This is a genomic window from Flavobacterium tistrianum (assembly GCF_003254545.1).
GTDB lineage: Bacteria > Bacteroidota > Bacteroidia > Flavobacteriales > Flavobacteriaceae > Flavobacterium > Flavobacterium tistrianum.
The window spans coordinates 34,184-53,012 of record NZ_QJRH01000063.1 but is presented as its reverse complement, the minus strand read 5'-3'; the positions used below and the strand labels follow the sequence as shown (position 1 = coordinate 53,012).

At 29.1% G+C, this 18,829-nt stretch carries 18 protein-coding genes and 1 pseudogene; all 19 read left to right on the top strand.

Features of this window, described 5'->3' with window-relative positions; translation table 11 throughout:
- Window positions 1-74: 74 nt before the first annotated feature.
- The 19 genes and pseudogenes from DMB71_RS05500 to DMB71_RS05410 all read left to right on the top strand — a co-directional run bounded on the left by DMB71_RS05500 (window position 75) and on the right by DMB71_RS05410 (window position 18,827).
- Window positions 75-938 (top strand): ABC transporter permease, encoded by an 864-nt coding sequence (locus DMB71_RS05500; protein ID WP_111364366.1) that lies wholly within the window; start codon window positions 75-77, stop codon window positions 936-938.
- The gene (locus DMB71_RS05495; protein WP_111364364.1) at window positions 939-2,210 is read left to right on the top strand and encodes an ABC transporter ATP-binding protein; all 1,272 of its coding nucleotides are present in this window, start codon (window positions 939-941) and stop codon (window positions 2,208-2,210) included.
- Window positions 2,210-3,287, top strand: a pseudogene (locus DMB71_RS05490) (DegT/DnrJ/EryC1/StrS family aminotransferase). The gene DMB71_RS05495 and the pseudogene DMB71_RS05490 overlap by 1 nt, the downstream one beginning before the upstream one ends.
- On the top strand, window positions 3,281-3,928 hold the full coding sequence (locus tag DMB71_RS05485; protein WP_111364362.1) for an acetyltransferase: 648 nt from the start codon (window positions 3,281-3,283) through the stop codon (window positions 3,926-3,928). The pseudogene DMB71_RS05490 and the gene DMB71_RS05485 overlap by 7 nt, the downstream one beginning before the upstream one ends.
- A gap of 2 nt (window positions 3,929-3,930) precedes the next feature.
- Window positions 3,931-4,830 carry a glycosyltransferase family 2 protein gene (locus DMB71_RS05480; RefSeq protein WP_111364360.1) on the top strand — a complete coding sequence of 300 codons (900 nt, stop codon included), beginning with the start codon at window positions 3,931-3,933 and terminating at the stop codon, window positions 4,828-4,830.
- Complete coding sequence (locus tag DMB71_RS05475) at window positions 4,827-5,690, top strand: hypothetical protein (RefSeq protein ID WP_162614785.1); 864 nt, start codon at window positions 4,827-4,829, stop codon at window positions 5,688-5,690. The genes DMB71_RS05480 and DMB71_RS05475 overlap by 4 nt, the downstream gene beginning before the upstream one ends.
- Window positions 5,677-6,618 (top strand): glycosyltransferase family 2 protein, encoded by a 942-nt coding sequence (locus DMB71_RS05470; RefSeq protein WP_111364356.1) that lies wholly within the window; start codon window positions 5,677-5,679, stop codon window positions 6,616-6,618. The genes DMB71_RS05475 and DMB71_RS05470 overlap by 14 nt, the downstream gene beginning before the upstream one ends.
- Entirely contained in the window at window positions 6,615-7,577 is a 963-nt protein-coding gene (locus DMB71_RS05465) for a glycosyltransferase family 2 protein (RefSeq protein ID WP_111364354.1), read from the top strand. The genes DMB71_RS05470 and DMB71_RS05465 overlap by 4 nt, the downstream gene beginning before the upstream one ends.
- The gene (locus DMB71_RS05460; RefSeq protein ID WP_111364352.1) at window positions 7,574-8,425 is read left to right on the top strand and encodes a glycosyltransferase family 2 protein; all 852 of its coding nucleotides are present in this window, start codon (window positions 7,574-7,576) and stop codon (window positions 8,423-8,425) included. The genes DMB71_RS05465 and DMB71_RS05460 overlap by 4 nt, the downstream gene beginning before the upstream one ends.
- A gap of 43 nt (window positions 8,426-8,468) precedes the next feature.
- The gene (locus DMB71_RS05455; RefSeq protein WP_111364350.1) at window positions 8,469-9,476 is read left to right on the top strand and encodes a glycosyltransferase family A protein; all 1,008 of its coding nucleotides are present in this window, start codon (window positions 8,469-8,471) and stop codon (window positions 9,474-9,476) included.
- A 4-nt stretch (window positions 9,477-9,480) separates the two neighbouring features.
- Window positions 9,481-10,398: a glycosyltransferase family 2 protein gene (locus DMB71_RS05450; RefSeq protein ID WP_111364348.1), complete on the top strand. Its 918-nt coding sequence runs from the start codon at window positions 9,481-9,483 to the stop codon at window positions 10,396-10,398.
- 7 nt (window positions 10,399-10,405) lie between these two features.
- Complete coding sequence (locus tag DMB71_RS05445) at window positions 10,406-11,080, top strand: acylneuraminate cytidylyltransferase family protein (RefSeq protein WP_111364346.1); 675 nt, start codon at window positions 10,406-10,408, stop codon at window positions 11,078-11,080.
- A 4-nt stretch (window positions 11,081-11,084) separates the two neighbouring features.
- On the top strand, window positions 11,085-12,125 hold the full coding sequence (gene neuB / locus DMB71_RS05440) for an N-acetylneuraminate synthase (protein ID WP_111364344.1): 1,041 nt from the start codon (window positions 11,085-11,087) through the stop codon (window positions 12,123-12,125).
- 5 nt (window positions 12,126-12,130) lie between these two features.
- Window positions 12,131-13,252 (top strand): UDP-N-acetylglucosamine 2-epimerase, encoded by a 1,122-nt coding sequence (gene neuC / locus DMB71_RS05435; RefSeq protein ID WP_111364342.1) that lies wholly within the window; start codon window positions 12,131-12,133, stop codon window positions 13,250-13,252.
- Entirely contained in the window at window positions 13,245-14,159 is a 915-nt protein-coding gene (locus DMB71_RS05430; protein WP_111364340.1) for an alpha-1,2-fucosyltransferase, read from the top strand. Before neuC ends, DMB71_RS05430 begins: the two co-directional genes overlap by 8 nt.
- Before the next feature lie 11 nt (window positions 14,160-14,170).
- Window positions 14,171-15,562 carry a glycosyltransferase family 28 protein gene (locus DMB71_RS05425; RefSeq protein ID WP_111364338.1) on the top strand — a complete coding sequence of 464 codons (1,392 nt, stop codon included), beginning with the start codon at window positions 14,171-14,173 and terminating at the stop codon, window positions 15,560-15,562.
- Window positions 15,563-15,597: 35 nt separating this feature from the next.
- Window positions 15,598-17,031, top strand: coding sequence for an MBOAT family O-acyltransferase (locus DMB71_RS05420; protein WP_111364336.1), 1,434 nt, complete (start codon window positions 15,598-15,600; stop codon window positions 17,029-17,031).
- The gene (locus tag DMB71_RS05415) at window positions 17,031-17,912 is read left to right on the top strand and encodes a hypothetical protein (protein WP_111364335.1); all 882 of its coding nucleotides are present in this window, start codon (window positions 17,031-17,033) and stop codon (window positions 17,910-17,912) included. The genes DMB71_RS05420 and DMB71_RS05415 overlap by 1 nt, the downstream gene beginning before the upstream one ends.
- Window positions 17,913-17,945: 33 nt before the next feature.
- Window positions 17,946-18,827: a hypothetical protein gene (locus DMB71_RS05410; protein ID WP_317048395.1), complete on the top strand. Its 882-nt coding sequence runs from the start codon at window positions 17,946-17,948 to the stop codon at window positions 18,825-18,827.
- The last annotated feature ends 2 nt before the right edge of the window (window positions 18,828-18,829 follow it).

Genomic DNA, 18,829 nt, shown 5'->3' with positions numbered 1-18,829 from the left:
ACATTTTTAAACAAATTCTAAAATGTTAAAAATCTTGTTAATTTTTTTAGACAAGATTTTTTTAGCTCTTTTAAATGGATTCTAAAAACACAAATGATTGGTTGTTTGAAATAACGCCGAAGAATAAATTTTTCTCTCTGAATTTTAAAGAGATTTGGCAGTATAGAGATTTATTAATGCTCTTTGTAAAAAGAGATATAATTACAGTTTATAAACAAACGGTTTTAGGACCACTTTGGTATCTTATACAGCCTTTGTTTACTTCTATAACCTTTACTATTATATTCAACAATGTTGCCGGAATTAAAACCGGCTCTATTCCGCCCTTTTTATTTAATCTTGCGGGAATTATGGTTTGGAATTATTTTACTGCTTGTTTAAATGGAACTTCAGATACATTTAAATCCAATGCCAGTATATTTGGGAAAGTATATTTCCCAAGAATTATCACTCCTTTGTCAATAGTTATTTCAAACCTGATCAAATTTGGAATTCAATTTGGGATATTTATTTTCTTTTATCTTTTCTTTTATATTCAAGGAGCAGATTTAAACCTAAATATATCAATATTGTTCTTTCCAGTTCTAATTGTGTTTATGGGAATTTTAGGGCTTGGTTTAGGAATGATGATTTCGTCAATGGTTACAAAATATAGGGACTTAAATAATTTAGTTGGTTTTGGGGTACAATTGTTAATGTATGTATCTGCAGTAATGTATCCGATGGAATTGATAAAAGAAAAACTCCCGAAATTTGGTTGGATAGTTCAATATAACCCATTGGCTTATGTAATAGAAACATCCCGATATATGCTTTTAAATATTGGTAGTATATCAATTTTAGGATTATTATATACAATGGTAGTTACCTTAGTTGTCTTTTTTGCTGGATTATTGGTTTTTAATAGAACAGAAAAAAGCTTTATAGATACAGTATAAATGAAAGATATTATATTAAAAGCCGAAAATATTTCCAAACAATATCGTTTAGGAGAAGTAGGAACTGGTACTTTGAGTCATGATTTAAATAGATGGTGGCATAAAGTTCGTGGAAAAGAAAATCCGTATTTAAAGATTGGAGACGCAAATGATCGTTCCAGAAAAGGAACTTCAGATTATGTTTGGGCACTGCAAGATATTAATTTTGAAGTCAAAAGAGGAGAAGTTTTAGGAATTATTGGCAAGAATGGAGCTGGAAAATCTACACTTTTAAAAATACTTTCAAAAGTAACCGCTCCTACAACTGGGAGCATAAAATCTCGTGGCCGTATTGCTTCATTATTAGAAGTAGGTACAGGTTTTAATGGAGAAATGACTGGACGAGAAAACATATTTCTAAACGGAGCGATTTTAGGAATGACCAAAAAAGAAATCACATCAAAACTAGATGAAATTATTGAATTTTCAGGATGTGAACGTTATATAGATACTCCTGTAAAAAGATATAGCTCTGGAATGACTGTGCGTTTAGCATTTGCTGTTGCCGCATTTTTAGAACCTGAAATTTTAGTTGTGGATGAAGTTTTAGCTGTTGGAGATGCTGAGTTTCAAAAAAAGGCGATTGGTAAGATGCAGGATATTTCTAAGGGAGAGGGACGAACTGTTTTGTTTGTAAGTCATAATATGGCGGCAGTAAAAAGTTTGTGTACAAGAGGAATTGTTTTGGAGCATGGAAAAGTGAAACTTATTACTAATATTGAAAAAGCAGTTAGTTATTACCTAAGTGGAGATTCGGAAGTTATCAATCAAAAAACATTTGGTCCAAATTACGAAACAGACGAGTTTAAGTTAGAAAAAATTTCAATTAATTGTTTAGGTAAAAGTATAAATGAGCCACTAATAGAAAATAGTGAAATTGAATTAAAAACAGTAATAAATTTGAAAGATGATTGTTTGGGGAGTTATCATGTAACGTATCATTTATATAACGAGATGGGAGAAGCTCTTTTCTCTTTTTCAAATGGAGAGGAAAAGGAAAAATTGCAATATGGTAAAAATGAATTAATATGTTTTTTTCCCTCCTCATTTTTTCAGTCAGGTCAATATTTTTTATCATTCTTTTTTATAAAAGACAAACGGGAAGCTCGTTTTGTTGAAAATGATATTCTATGTTTTACTGTTATTGATGGGGGACGAGATTTAGGGGTATATATGGGAAGAGAACCAGGTTACATTAAACCTAAATTTAATTGGATATTAAAAAAGAACTAATGATAAATGTTACCAAAACTTTTCTTCCTCCTTTAGAAGAATATAATTCTTATCTTAAACGAGCTTGGGATATCGAATGGCTCACAAATCGAGGAGAGCTTGTATTGGAATTAGAAGAGAAGTTAAAGGCATATTTAAATGTGTCTAATATTATTGTAACGAACAATGGTACTATACCATTACAAATAGCGTTGAAGTTATTAGGAAATCAAGGTGAAATTATAACGCCCCCTTTTAGTTATGTAGCAACTACTGCATCAATAGTTTGGGAAAATTGTAGCCCAGTTTTCGTGGATATCCATCCAGAGTATTTGACAATTGATGAAACTAAAATAGAAGCAGCGATTACATCGAGAACTAAAGCTATATTAGCTACTCATGTTTTTGGAAATCCATGAAATGTGTTTGATATTAAGTTAATTGCAAAAAAAGTATAATTTAAAGGTTATTTATGATGCCGCACATTGTTTTGGTGTGAAATTCAATAATAAATCTATTTTTGATTATGGAGATGTAAGTACTTGTAGTTTTCATGCAAAAAAGTTATTTCATACTGGAGAAGGTGGTGCCATGTTTACTAATGATGCAGATCTGAGGGATAAATTGTTTTATTCGCATAACTTTGGACATAATGGCACTTTAGCTTTTCACGGATTAGGGATTAATGGTAAAGTTTCAGAGTTACAAGCTGCACTGAGTTTGGCTGTTTTTCCTTATATGGATAAAATAATGGATGAAAGAAAAAAAATAGTGGGATTTTATAATTCTAATCTCAATTTTGAAAAAATTGATTTTTTGAAAATTAGGGAAAATACACAATGGAATTATAGTTATTATCCAGTTATTTTTGAAACGGAGAAAGATTTGCTCACAATACAAAAAAAAATGAACGAGAATAATATTTTTCCGAGAAGATATTTCTATCCGTCATTAAACACAATTGAATACACAGAAGGTGATGAAATGCCAATTTCAGAAAGCATTGCTTCAAGAATATTGTGTTTGCCACTTTATGCAGAGTTACAATTAGAGGAATTAGAAAAAATTGTTTTACTTATTAATACTATTTTATGTTGATTACTGGCGGCAAAGGTTTTGCAAAAGAAGTTTTAGAAGTACTCCATCAATTAAACCAATTAGATAACTTGGCATTTTATGATGATGTTAATGAAGACGTATGCGGAAATTTATATGATAAATTCCCCATTCTGAAAAATATTGATGATGCTTCAGTTTATTTTAAAACAATTGATAATAGATTTACAATCGGAATTGGCAATCCAATTTTAAGAAAAAAACTTTATGATAAATTCAGTGAAATAGGTGGCGTTTTCTCTTCGACAGTTAGTCCATATGCACATATTGGTAGTTTCGGTAACGAAATTCAAAAAGGATGTAATATTATGACGGGAACAGTTATCACATCAGATGTGATTATAAAACAAGGTTCTTTAATCAATTTAAATTGTACAGTAGGACATGACTCTATAATAGGTGAATTTGTAGAGTTATCTCCGGGAGTAAGTATTTCTAGTAATTGTATAGTTGGAAATTATAGTGTCTTAGGAACCAATGCAACTGTCTTGCCTAAAGTTAAAATTGGTAAGAATGTAATTATTGGTGCTGGATCTGTGGTAACAAAAGACGTTCCTGATAATTCTCTAGTTGTTGGCATACCAGGTAAAGTTCTTAAAGAATTAGAGGCGTTAGATTTCTAGATATGCAAAATACTGTGAAAGTAAGTGTTTGTATGATTACCTATGGGCATGAAAAATACATTCATCAAGCCATAGAAGGCGTATTAATGCAAGAATGTGATTTTGAAATAGAATTGATTATTGCCAACGATAGCTCTCCGGATCAAACAGATAAAGTTATTGAGGAGATTTTAAAGAGTAATCCCAAAGCTTCAAAAATAAAATATTTTAGACATGAGAAAAATATTGGTATGATGTCTAATTTTATTTTTGCTATGGAACATTGCTCAGGTAAGTATATAGCTCTATGCGAGGGAGATGATTTTTGGACTGATCCGTTAAAACTACAAAAACAAGTTAGTTTTTTGGAAAACAATTCAGATTATGTGGTATGTTATCATGATTGCTCTGTAGTTGATCAATTTAATAATCTAACGGTACAATCATTTTTAGAAAATTATAAAAATGACTATAATGAAAAAGACTTAAAAAAAGGAGCATGGCTTCCTACATTAACAAGGTGTTTTAGAAATGTAATAAAAGAATATCCAGTTTTTTTTGACAAGGTTAACTGTGGAGATTTATTCTTGACCTCTTTTTTAGGGGATTATGGAAAAGCAAAGTATTTAGATTTTAATGGAGCTTCTTATCGAGAGCATGCTGGTGGAGTGTGGAGCGGAATAGATGAAAGTTTTAAAACAAAAAAAATGATTTCTGATTATATATATCTGTGCAAATTTTATAAAAATCGTGAAATCGAAGTGTATAAGTATTATAAAAACAGTCTTGATAAAAGTTTTCTGAAAGATTTAAAAAGTAATTTCGAACTAAAAAATATCATCTGTAATTTTAAAGAGTTCAAGTTTTATTATTGCACATTTTTATTAAGCACAATTACAAAAAAAGTAAAAAATATATTTTGATTAAGGTAGGTTATCTTGTTTCGTATGATTATCACATGTTTTTAACATCTGTAAAGCAATTGTATAATTATGTAGATAAAATTGTTATTGGTATAGACTGTAATTATAAAACATGGAGTGGAAATTCTTTTGAGATTCCAGATTCTTTTTTTCAGGAGGTTAAAGCCTTTGATACCAAAAATATAATAGAATTTTATTTTGATAATTTTTATATTCCTTCTTTAAATCCAACTCAATGCGAATCAAGAGAAAGAAATATGATTTTGAAAAAATTAGGAAGAGGTTGGAAATTACAATTAGATGTTGATGAATATATATATGATTTTGAAAAATTGTATAAATACTTAAATAAATATTGGTATCTAAACATTTTTCCCAATGTAACTCCAATATGTATTCAAGGAAAATTAGTCACGTTATATAAACAACTAAATGATGGATATCTATTTATAGATAATAAAGAACAGTTTCCCTTTATAACAAATCAATTATTGAATTCTCACACAAGAAGAAATGATAATATTAGGAATTATTACTCAGAAGTAAATGTTATTCATCAATCTTGGGCGAGAAGTGAAGGTGAAATAGTGCAAAAAATTACAAATTGGGGACATAGAGATGATTTTGATACACAAAAATATTTTCACTTTTGGAAATCACTATCAAGTTTAAATTATAAAAATTATACCAATATACATCCTTTGTTGCCAAAAGTATGGAATAGACTTCATTTTTTACCTGCAGAATCAATAGATGAATTTATTGATAAGTTCTCAGAAAGAAATCATCAAAATTTAGTGAATTTACCCTTAAAAATTATCTTAAAAAAAGCTATAAAAAAAATAATTGGCAGATATTAAGAAAATGAATATACATTATCAAAATACTGCGTTAATTTCGATTGTAATTCCAACTTTCAATAGAGAATCTCTAATAATAGAAACGTTGCAGTCGATTGAAATGCAAACTTACTCAAACTGGGAATGTATTATTGTCGATGATGGTTCATCAGATAAGACGGTAGATATAGTTAAAGAATTTGTAAAGAAAGATTCTCGATTCTTACTTTATTGTTTAGAGCACAAAGGTGTAAGTTTTGCTCGTAACCATGCTTTAAGTAAAATCTCAGGAGAGTTTATTCAATTTTTAGATTCGGATGATTTATTACATGAAAAGAAACTTGAAGAATCATTAGACATTATAGCTGGCGAGGAAAGAAACAATAAAATAGTTATTTCTAATTTTATGATGTTTCGAGGGAATCTGAAAAATGTAGAGCCTCCATTTTGTAAACTTTCTTTAGAAGAGTTTACTTTTGAAAAAGTTTTATTCGATTGGGACTTTGAGTTTAATATACCAATTCATTGTGGTTTTTTCCATAGAAGTATTTTTAAAGATTTTAAATTTTCGACAGAATTAGGAGCAAAAGAAGATTGGATCATGTGGCTGAAAATTTTTAAAAAGAATCCAGAAGTCGTTTTTTTAGATCGTTTTTTGGCATACTATAGATATCATGAAAAAAATATGACCAAAGATTTTGTTCATATGAAAAGTAATTTTTTCTACTCTTTTCCAATTCTAAAATCATTATTAACAGAAGATGAATTTGAGAATTTTTTAATTTTTTTAATTGAAAAGTATTACCAGCAGTCTAGAGAAAAGGGGATCGAGGTTAAGAAATATAAAAACTCAGGTTCTTATAAATTAGGAAATAAAATTAAAAATATTTTAGCCAGTTTACACCTGCTCTCTCTCGGAAATTGGATACTTAAAAAATTTAAAAAATGATTGCTATAGTAATTCCGTATTATAAACTTGAGTTTTTTGAAAAAACTTTAGAATCCTTAAAAAAACAAATTGATAAAAGATTTAAAGTTTACATAGGAAATGATTCAAGTCCAGAAAATCCGTTTTCTCTATTAGAAAAATATAAAAATGATTTTGACTTCAAGTACTATCTTTTTGAGCAGAATTTAGGAGGGATTTCATTAGTAAAACAATGGGAGAGGTGTGTAGACTTAGTTGAAAGTGAAGAATGGATCATGATTTTAGGTGATGATGATGTCCTTGATGAAAATGTAGTAGCATCTTTTTATAGGAACTTAGAAGATATAAATAAGAATGAAATAAATGTTGTTCGTTTTGCTACGACGGTAATAAATGAAAAAGAGGAAACTATTTCCAAAAAACATGAGCATCCAGTTTTAGAAACTGGACAAGATTTTTTAACAAGAAAATTTTCAAAAAAAACTAGAAGCTCACTAGGGGAATACTTTTTTAAAAGGGAACAGATAAAAAATGTAAAGTTTAAAGATCTTCCTTTAGCTTGGCATTCAGATGACTTGGCTGTTTTAGAATTCTCAATTCCAAATTCTATTTATTCAATTAATGAAGCTCAGTTGTTAATTCGAGTATCAAATTTAAGTATCACTGGCGATTCTGGCTCAAACAATCAAAAGAATTGGGCAACTTTTGAATTTTGCGAGATTTTGTTTAAGGATCATACTTTACTTTTTACAAAATTTCAAAAGAAAGTAATTTTAAAAAAACTTGAAGTTGCTTTTTTTAATATTCCGTCGTTTAAAACATATCAAAAAATAACAAAACATTATTTTGGACAGCTAGGATTTTGGGCTACCATAGATTTTCAGTTGCGTTTAATAAAATATAATATAATTTTGATCTTGAAAAAACTTAAAATTTTTAATGGCATTTATGCGATATATGACAAATTACTAAATAAATGAAAAACTTTTTTTTAGTTATCCCAACAAGAGACAGATTATCGTATTTGTCTAATTTACTTATAGATTTAAATGCATTCGAAGAACATATTTCGCAAGTTGTCATTGTTGATCAAAGTCAGCAGGATATAGAAGCAGATATAAATAAATTATCGTTGAGTTATAAATTTACTTTTGTAAAAAACGAAAGAGAAAATTCAGTTAATCATTCTCGAAATCAAGCATTAAAATTTTATCAAAATGAAGAATGGTTGTTTTTTCTTGACGATGATTTAAGAATTCCGAATGTGGCGTTTGAGAAGATAATTGAAGTGTTAAAACCCAATATTATTGATGTTCTAATACCAGGAATTCAATTTGAAGGAATGGAAACCACAGAATTTAAGTATCACACAATTTTAGATACTATCTCTAAACCTAGTAATTTTTCAAAGCCTCGTTTTAGACTTCAGGTTTGTTCGGGATTAAATATTACAAGAAGAGAAACTTTTAAGGAAGCGGGTTTTTTATTTGATGAAAATTTTACAATTTGGGGAGATGACTGGGATTATGGAATGCGCTTGCTGCAAGCGGGTGCAAATATTTATTTTCAACCTAAAATTTTAGTTGAGCATCTATGGGTTTCAGTAGGAGGACAAAGAGATAAATGGAAAACCACAAATATGGAATTAGAAAAACTGAGATTATATTTTTATTTCCTAAATAAACATTTTTCAAATACTGTAGTAAAGCAACAATTTTATATAAAGTTTTTTCTTGCTATTAAGCTTCTATTTATGCAAGGGAAATTGTCAGATATAAGGATCTTAATAAAGGCCTATAGAATGGCATTAAAAATGCCAATTTTATAGTCAAGTTGAAGCTAGAAAATAACTAAAATTTAAAATAAAGAGAATGAGAATAGGAGTAAATCCACAAAAGAGTGATAAAAAAATTATACTTAAAACACATCATAGAGTTATAGTAGTGGTATATATTCCAGATTCGAAAGGTTTTTACAGTAACTCGGCCGAGGTTTTTAAATTATGTATAGATTCTCTTGTTGCAACCATAGATAAAAATTGCCTTATCACGGTTGTAAATAATGGGTCATGTAAGGAAGTTTCAAGTTTTTTAAACTCTTATTTAGAAGATAAGAAAATTGATACCTTAATACATCATAATGAAAATATAGGAAAAATTGACGCCATGATTGGTGCCGCAAGAGGAAGTCGTGAAAAGTATATTACGCTAAGTGATTCAGATATACTTTTCGTTCAAAATTGGCAGCAAAAAGTAGAAGAAGTTTTTGAAAATTTTAAAGATGTAGGATCAGTTTCTCCAATTCCTGTTAGACATGCTTTGTTTTACGGAACAAGTTCGGTTTTAAAAAAAATTATTTTTAAAAGAGTAAAATTTAAACGCGTATCAATTCCTGAAAACTTTAAAGATTATAATCGTTACTTAGAAAGCATTAACTGGGACTTGGAGAAGAATGAGAATATTAAGTGGCCAATAATTGAAAAAAATGGAAATAGTGCTGTAATTGGGAGCGGACACCAAATATTGACAATTACTCGAGATATTTTGTTTAGAAAAGTGCCTTCAAATCCAAGTTTAACATTAGTAGGCAATGAGTCCGAATTTAATTACGTTGATCAGCCTATTGACAAGTTGGGCAAGCTAAGATTATCTACCTATAACAATTATGCATTTCATATGGGGAATAATGTGGAAAAGTGGATGGTTGATGTTCAGGATAATAATCTAAAAAAAATAAAGCAGGATTTTGAAATTGAGAAAGATTTTACACAAAGTCTGGATTTATTTGATTCTCGATTTAAAAACAAACTTTATAATTTGAGAAAGAAAATTATAAAACAAACATTTTCTCTTTTTTATAATAGTAATTTAAATTCTTAAATCTATGAGTTTAAAGGAGGTGAAATTCTCAATATTAATTACAACGAAAAATAGATGTAATGATTTGATTTTTACATTAACTAAAATCAAAAAAATAATAGAAAGGGAAGATGTAGTTTGTATAATTTGCGATGATGGTTCCACCGATGATACAGCCACATTTATTAAATCAAAATTTCCCGAAATTCAATTTATTCAAAATAAAGTGAGCAAAGGACTTATATATAGTAGGAACAGGCTTCTTTCGCTGGTTAATTCTAAATATGCTATTTCGATAGATGATGATGCGCATTTTATTACTGAAAATCCCTTGGATTTTATTGAAGAAGCATTTAATAATAATCCTAAAATAGGATTATTAGGATTTAGAATTTTTTGGGGTTTAAATGAGCCTAAAAACAGTAGTAATTTTGAAGCTTCGCATCAAATGAAAAGTTTTGTTGGTTGTGGACATGTTTGGCGTATGTCAGCGTGGAAAGATATTACAAATTACCCAGAGTGGCTGATATTTTATGGAGAAGAAGATTTTGCATCATATCAATTGTTTAAAAAAAAGTGGGAAATACACTATCTTCCAGAAGTCTTAATAAATCATAGAGTTGATATTAAATTACGAAAAAAAGACGCAGATTACTCAATTAGATTGCAAAGGTCTTTAAGAGCTGGCTGGTCTCTCTATTTTTTATTTATGCCACTAAAATTAATACCAAGAAAAATGGCTTATTCAATCTGGATGCAATTGAAAATGAAAGTTTTTAAGGGTGATTTTATGGCACTAAAAGCTTTAATTCTAGCTGGATTTGATTTAATTACTTTTGTTCCAGAAATAGTAAAAAATAAAAATAGATTTTCAGAGTTAGAGTTTTCAGAGTATCAAAAACTTGGTGAAACCAAAATTTATTGGTTGCCGAAGGAACAATAATTTTTTTATGAAAAACATTGCTATTATTCCTGCTAGAGGAGGTTCAAAAAGATTGCCTCAAAAAAATATAAGAGAAATTGATAAAATTCCATTAGTAGCATTTAGTATTTTATATGCACAAGAAAATAGTAATATCATTGACGAAATTTATGTTTCAACTGATGATGAGGATATAAAAAATATTGCATTACAATATGGAGCAAAAGTAATAGATAGGCCAGAAAATATTTCTGGTGACAATGAGTTAACTGTTTCGGCATTAAAACATGTTTTACAAAACATTGATGCAGATGTTGAAAATGTAATTTTATTACAACCAACAAATCCTCTTAGACCTGAAAACTTGTTAAAGGAAGCTTTTGAAACCTATAAAAATGAAAACTACAATAGTTTATTTACTGTCTCAAGAAATCATCAAAAATTTGGAAAAATTATTGATCAAAAGTTTGTTCCATACAACTACAAAATAGGTCAAAGAAGCCAAGATCTGTCTCCTATTTATTTTGAAAATGGATTACTTTATATTACAAAAGCCAATTTAATTCAAGAAAATATAATTATTTCAGAAGATGCATTTCCTCTTGTAATAGATCATATTTTTGCAAACGTTGATATCGATACACAAGAAGATTTTGATTATACAGAATATTTGTATTTAAAACTTATAAAACCTTATAGATAAATAAATGAAACCATATATAGAAATTGCAGGAAGAAAAATAGGTCAAGACTTTCAGCCTTTAGTAATTGCCGAGATAGGAATTAACCACGAAGGTTCTTTAGCAGTTGCAAAAGAAATGGTTGATGCAGCTCATCGCGCTGGAGTTGAAGTAGTAAAACATCAAACTCATATTGTAGAAGATGAAATGACTGGGGCAGCCAAAAAAGTCATTCCTGGAAATGCAGATGTTTCTATATATGAAATTATGGAACGTTGTTCATTAAACGAAGAGGATGAATTAGAGCTTAAAAATTATGTAGAAAGTAAAGGCATGATTTTTATCTCAACTCCATTTTCACGTGCAGCAGCAGAAAGATTAAAGAAGTTCAATATTCCAGCCTATAAAATAGGATCTGGAGAATGCAACAACTATCCACTATTAGAACATATTGCTTCTTTTGGAAAACCAGTAATTTTAAGTACAGGGATGAACACAATTGAAAGCATTCAAAAAGCAGTAGCTGTATTTGATAAATATAATGTTCCTGTTGCTTTATTGCATACTACAAATTTATATCCAACACCAATTCATTTAGTTCGTTTTGGTGCCATGGTCGAATTGAATGAAGCATTTCCAGACAAAGTTTTTGGTTTAAGCGATCATACATTGAATAACAATGCTTGTTTAGGTGCGGTAGCATTAGGAGCAAGTATTTTAGAGAGACATTTTACAGATCATATGCAGCGCACTGGACCAGATATTGTTTGCAGCATGGATGAAAATGCTTGTCACGAACTAATCGTTTCAAGTGCAGAAATTGCACAAATGCGTGGTGGTTCAAAAAAGCCTGCCGATGAAGAACAAGTAACTATTGATTTTGCTTTTGCAACAGTTTGTTCTATTGCTTCAATTAAAAAAGGAGAAATTTTTACCAAAGAAAATATCTGGGTTAAAAGACCTGGAACAGGAAAAATTTTGGCTGAAAGTTTTAATGATATAATTGGTAAAACGGCAACGAAAGATATTCAGAATGATGAACAATTAACTTGGGAAGATATTCAATAATATCAATGAAAAAAATCCTTTTTTTAACAGGTACTAGAGCCGATTTTGGGAAAATAAAATCATTAATCACAATTCTTGAAAAACATCAAGAGTTTGAAGTTTTTGTTTTCGTGACTGGTATGCATCTGCAAGAAGAATATGGGTATACCCTTATTGAAATTGAACGATGTAATTTTAAAAACATTCACACTTTTGTGAATCATACACATGAAACTACCATGGATCTTACTCTTGCTAAAACTATCGAAGGTTTTTCGAGTTATTGCAAAGAAATTGTGCCTGACATGATTGTTGTTCATGGTGACCGTGTTGAAACTCTTGCAGGAGCAATTGTTGGGTCTCTTAATAATGTTCTGGTAGCACATATAGAAGGCGGTGAAGTTTCGGGAACCGTTGATGAATTAATCCGCCATAGTGTTAGTAAATTAAGTCATATTCATTTTGTTTCTAACAAGCAGGCAGCTAAAAGGCTTATTCAAATGGGAGAAGTTAAGGAATCCATTTTTACTATTGGATCTCCAGATGTTGATATCATGTTTTCAGATCAATTACCTGATATAGAAACAGCTAAAAATTATTATAATATCAATTTTGAAAATTATGCCATTGTAATGTTTCATCCCGTAACAACAGAAATAAATGGAATGGAAAAATATGCAGAAATTTTTGTAAAATCCCTTTTAGAAGATAATCATAATTATGTGGTAATTTTTCCTAATAATGATCTAGGCAGTCAATTTATTCTTAAGGCTTATAAAAAACTTGAAAAAAATTCGCGATTTAGAGTTTTTCCGTCACTTCGTTTTGAATATTTTCTAACTCTTTTAAAAAATAGCCAATTTATCATTGGTAATAGTAGTGCAGGAATTAGAGAAGCGCCATATTATGGAATTCCGATTATCAATATTGGTACAAGACAGAAAAACAGGTCTATACATGCAGATATAATCAATACAGATTATACCGAAGCACAAATAAAGGAGGCTCTCGCAATAATAGATTTGCATAAAATTGAAAGTTTGGAGGATGATTTTGGAGATGGGAATAGTAATCAATTATTTTTAGATTGTTTGCAGAAGTCAAATATTTGGCAACTAAATCATCAAAAGCAATTTAGAGATGCATAACTTAAGAATGATAACATTTTCTAAGCTTGGAGATAAAGGAAATCTTGGGAATCAATTATTTCAAATTGCCTCAACTATCGGCATTGGAGAAAAATATGGATACGAATACGGTTTTCCAAATTGGAACTTTTCTCAGTATTTTAAAAATCCAATTCCTTTTTTAAAAAAAGACAATTCTTTTGAGCTCATAAAAGAGAAATCATATAACCATTATGAATGGAATTTAGATCAAGGAAATTATGATCTTGATGGATGGCTTCAATCTGAAAAATATTTTGATATACAAAAGACAAAAGAAGTTTTTCAGTTTAAAGATTTTGCAAATGAATTGCATTTAAAATTCGATTATCTTTTTACAAAAAAAACAATTTTGGTATCTGTAAGAAGAGGAGATTTTGTAAAACACCCCTATTATTATCAATTGTCGCATTTATATTATTTAAAAGCGATAATAAAAAAATTTCCAGACTGGAAAGATCGTAGAATAATTTTTACGAGTGACGACATAAATTATTGTAAGTATCATTTTTCTTTTTTGAAAAATAGTTTTTTTTTGGAAAACTTATCAGCGATAGAACAATTGGTTTTGGGCTCAAAATGTGATGATTTTGTAATTAGTAATTCAACTTTTTCTTGGTGGATAGCTTGGCTAGGCGAAAAGGAGAGCTCAAAGGTTATAAGACCATTAAAAAATTTTAGAGGAGATTTTGCAAAAAAAAACAACGATGTTGACTATTTTCCAGAAAGATGGGTTAGTTTTGATGACAAAAATCAAAGCCTTGAAAAAAAATATTTAGTTTTCCAAATCAGAGGTTTTGTCTATGAGTTTTTAGTTGGCTCAAAAATAATATTCATTCAAAAAAAGAATAAATTCAAAAAAAGAATAAAAAAATATATTTGCAAGTAGATTTATATAAAATGTCAAAAAAAAAAATATTTATTTTACTGCCTGATGGAGTGGGGCTTAAGAATTTTGCTTTCTCTAGTTTTTATCAATTAGGAAAAGGCTTTGATATTGTTTACTGGAATAATACACCTTTTGATTTGACAAGTTTAGGTTTTAATGAAATTAGAATTAAGAACGCTAAAACAAATCCTCTTACAGATAGTTATAAAAATGCTCGAAAGCACATCGAGCTGAATCTTAATATAAAAAGAGCGGCAGATAATGTTTATGATTCTTATCGTTTTCCTTTTTCCTTTAAAAGTATAAAAGGTGCGGTTAAAAGTTATGCAACAAAACTTTTTATTGCGATAAACAATTCAGAAAAAGGCTTAGAAAAGGTTAGAGAAAAAATAAAATTCAAAGAAAAGAAAACCGAGTTTTATAAGAATTGCTTAGAAACACTTCAGAAAGAGAAACCTAATTTTGTGTTTTGTACTAACCAGCGTCCCGTTTTAGCAATAGCTCCAATATTGGCCGCAAAAGAACTAAAAATACCAACAGCAACTTTTATTTTTTCATGGGATAATCTGCCAAAAGCGACAATGGTAATTGAAACCGATTACTATTTTGTATGGAGTGAATACATGAAGAAAGAACTTCTTAAATATTATCCATATATAAAAGAAAATCAGGTTTTTGTCGTTGGTACACCACAATTCGAAAATCATTTTAATGCAGACAATATTGTAGATAGGACTCGTTTTTTTAATCAATACAAACTAGATCTAAACAAAAAATACATTTGTTATTCTGGCGATGATTTTACAACTTGTCCAGACGATCCCAAGTATTTATCAGATGTTGCAGATGGAGTGCGAAGATTAAATGAGCAGAATAATGAGTCATTAGGTATTATATTTAGACGCTGTCCAGTTGATTTTTCTACTAGGTATGATGAAGTTCTTAAAAGAAATGAAGATTTGATTGTGCCAATTGACCCTATTTGGGAAAGAATAGGAAAAGAATGGAATACCATTCTGCCAACACAAGAAGATGCTAAATTACTTGCTAATACAATATTCCATACTGAAATGGTTGTAAATCTAGGATCCTCAATGGTATTTGATTATGCATGTTTTAAAAAGCCATGCGCGTTTTTAAATTATGATGTTCCAAATAAAATAGATATGAATTGGTCAGTTTCTAAAATTTATAATTATGTACATTTTCGTTCGATGCCAAATTTAAATTCTGTTATTTGGTTAAATTCAGCAGATGAAATCTCAAATAAAATTCTACATGGATTGAATACAGGAGAAACATTAGAAAGTGTTCAAAATTGGTTTAGGATTATCAATCAGGAACCACCAGAAATTTCCTCTGTTAGAATATGGAAATCAATAGAAACAATTCTTAACTACTAAAGATTTTTTGATCTAGAATAAAACCATTTTAATTCATGTTTTTTAACTCATTGGCTTTTGCCATATTCTTACCAATTGTTTTTTTACTATATTGGTTTGTCTTCAATAAAAATAAAAGTACGCAAAATGCTTTGCTAATTGTAGCCAGTTATTATTTCTATTCCTGTTGGGATTGGCGATTTCTGTTTTTGCTAGTTTTTTCTACATTTTTAGATTATTTCACGGGAATACAAATTGAAAAGAGTAATTCAGATAAAAGTAGAAAATTTTGGTTTTGGCTTAGCATTTTAGTGAATTTAGGATTCTTAGGAATTTTTAAATACTATAACTTCTTTGCAACATCATTTGCAGAAATGTTTACTTCGTTTGGATTTAAGGTAAGTCCATTTTTATTGAATGTAATTCTACCTGTTGGAATTTCATTTTACACTTTCCACGGATTATCTTATGTAATTGATATTTACTATAAAAGAATAAAAGCAGAGTATAATTTTATTGATTATTCCTTATTTGTCAGCTATTTTCCTCTTTTAGTAGCTGGACCAATTGAAAGAGCTACACATTTACTTCCTGAGCTAAAAGAGAAACGTGAGTTTAATTTAGAAAAAGCAAAAGAAGGAATTTGCCAAATTGTTTGGGGGTTGGTCAAAAAAGTTGTGATTGCAGATACTTGTGCAGTTTATGCAAATGCGATTTTTGATCATTATCCTTCGATGAATTCATTTTCATTGATTTTGGGAGCAATTTATTTTGCTTTTCAGATTTATGGAGATTTTTCTGGATATTCAGATATTGCACTTGGAGTCTCTAAATTATTTGGTTTAGAGTTGCTGAGGAATTTCAATTATCCTTATTTTTCAAGAGATATAGCAGAGTTTTGGCGTCGCTGGCATATTTCGCTCTCCTCTTGGTTTCGAGATTATTTATATATTCCGCTTGGAGGAAGTAAAGGTGGACTTTGGATGAAAATTAGAAATACTTTTATCATATTTATTGTCAGCGGATTTTGGCATGGTGCCAATTGGACGTATATTGTTTGGGGGTTTATAAATGCAGTTTATTTCCTTCCGTTATTACTTTCAAATAGTAATAGAAATAATATGGATTCTATAATTCTAAAATGGAATCTTGATTCTGTGAAAGTATTATTTAGTATGCTAACCACATTTTTATTGACTTGCATTGCTTGGGTGTTTTTTAGAGCAAAAACTATTACAGATGCTGTTTTGTATTTAAAAAGAATATTTACTAATGGCGAGTTTAGCCCTCAGTATTTAGATAACGAGCGATATAATTATGAATTATTATTGATGATTGGTCTGTTCGTTTTAGTAGAATGGAATAATAAAACTAAAGTAGAACCAATTTCTGGAAAAAGAAGTTGGTTAAAAATGGCATTGGCAATTATGGTAATTATTGCTTTCGGAACTTATTCTGATTATAAAGAATTTATTTATTTCCAGTTTTAATGAAGAAGTTTTTATTATATATATTAGGAATTTTTCTTTTAACAGTTTTGATTGCAGTTCTCTTGGACGGATTGTATACTTATGTTTTTATGCAGTCCAGAAATCGTGGAAAAATAGAAACTGTTTTCAATTCTACAGCAAAGAAATACGATGTGGTAATTTTAGGTTCTTCAAGAGCTAATAATCATTTTGTTTCTCAAATGTTTGAAGATAAAGGATTAAAAACGTTTAACTACGGAATGAGCGGCGGACATTTGTTTGAAGCTTCATTAATGTTGAAATTGATGATAGAAAGAAAATATGAAATAAAAAATATAATTCTTGAAGCCGATTTAAATCTTTCAAGTGACCATCAAGCTGAAGGAATTGCTGCTTTATTTTTGCCTTACATTCATAATTCTGAAATAATAAAAGAGCGCTATAAAAATGAAAATAATTTCAATGAATTATACTATATTCCATTTTATCGATATTTAAAATATGATAGTAAAATTGGTTTTAGGGAAACATTTTTTACAGCAATACACAAAAAAACAAATTCCTTAGAAAATTTAGGATATCATCCATTAGAAAAACATAAAAATGGTAATATGAAAAATAATATTGTCAATTTAAATCCGCTACCACATAATAAGTACTATGAAGAGATTAAAGATATATGCAAAAAGAATAACATTAATTTTATCGCTATTATGACTCCTATGTGTGAGAATGTTGTAGGCATGAATTATTTTGATAAGGTAAAAAAGGCATATCCAGAAATTTACAATTACGAAAATACAGTTATTGAAAACAAATATTTTTCTTCTTGCGGGCATATGACAGATGAAGGAGCAAGATTGTTTACCACTAGAATTATTAAAGATTTTTTTAATAAATAGAAATATGATTCATCTACCTTACAGAATAACTGCATGGATATAAGGAAGTTTTTATTTTATATTTTAAAGATTTTAATCTTGACATTTATTTTGATGTTGGTTATGGATAATGTGTATTCCTTTTTTTTTCTTCAATCGAATAAAAGAGATAAAATAGGCCTTATTTATAACTCTCCACCAAGAGAATACGATGTTGTAATATTGGGTTCGTCAAGAGCAAATAATCATTTTGTTACGCAAATGTTTACTGATAAAGGTTTAAAAGCATTTAATTTTGGGATGCAGGGATCAAAATTATTTGAATCTGATTTGGTTTTGAAATTGCTTTTAGAGAAAAAAAATAAAATTAAAAATGTAATAATTGATGTGGACGTAACACTAAAAACTGAAAAGAAATCGGAAGGAATGTCTTTAAGGTTTTTACCGTATTTGCATAATTCTGAGGTTATCAAAAAACATTTCGAGACGCAAAATGATTTTAATGTTATTTATTATATTCCTTTTTTTAGATATCTAAAATTTGATACGAAAATTGGTTTTAGAGAAATGTTTTTTTATGCATTAAATAAAAAAAATAAAGAACAAAATAATGGAGGATACAGTCCATTGTCTCCTAATAATGGAAAGATGCCTCCTGAGGTTTTAAATTTTCAACCAAAAAGGAACAGATATTATGAGGAAATAAAAAAGATATGCAAATTAAATAATATTAGGCTTATTGCTTTTATGACCCCAGTCTGTGAAAATGCGGTTGGAAACGATTATTTTAAAAAGGTTAACCAAATATATCCTGAAATTTATAATTATGAAAACATGGTGATTGAAGATAAGTACTTCTCCAATTGTGGTCACATGAATGATATGGGAGCGAAAAAATTTACAGCAAGGATTATTAAAGATTTTTTTTATAAATAATT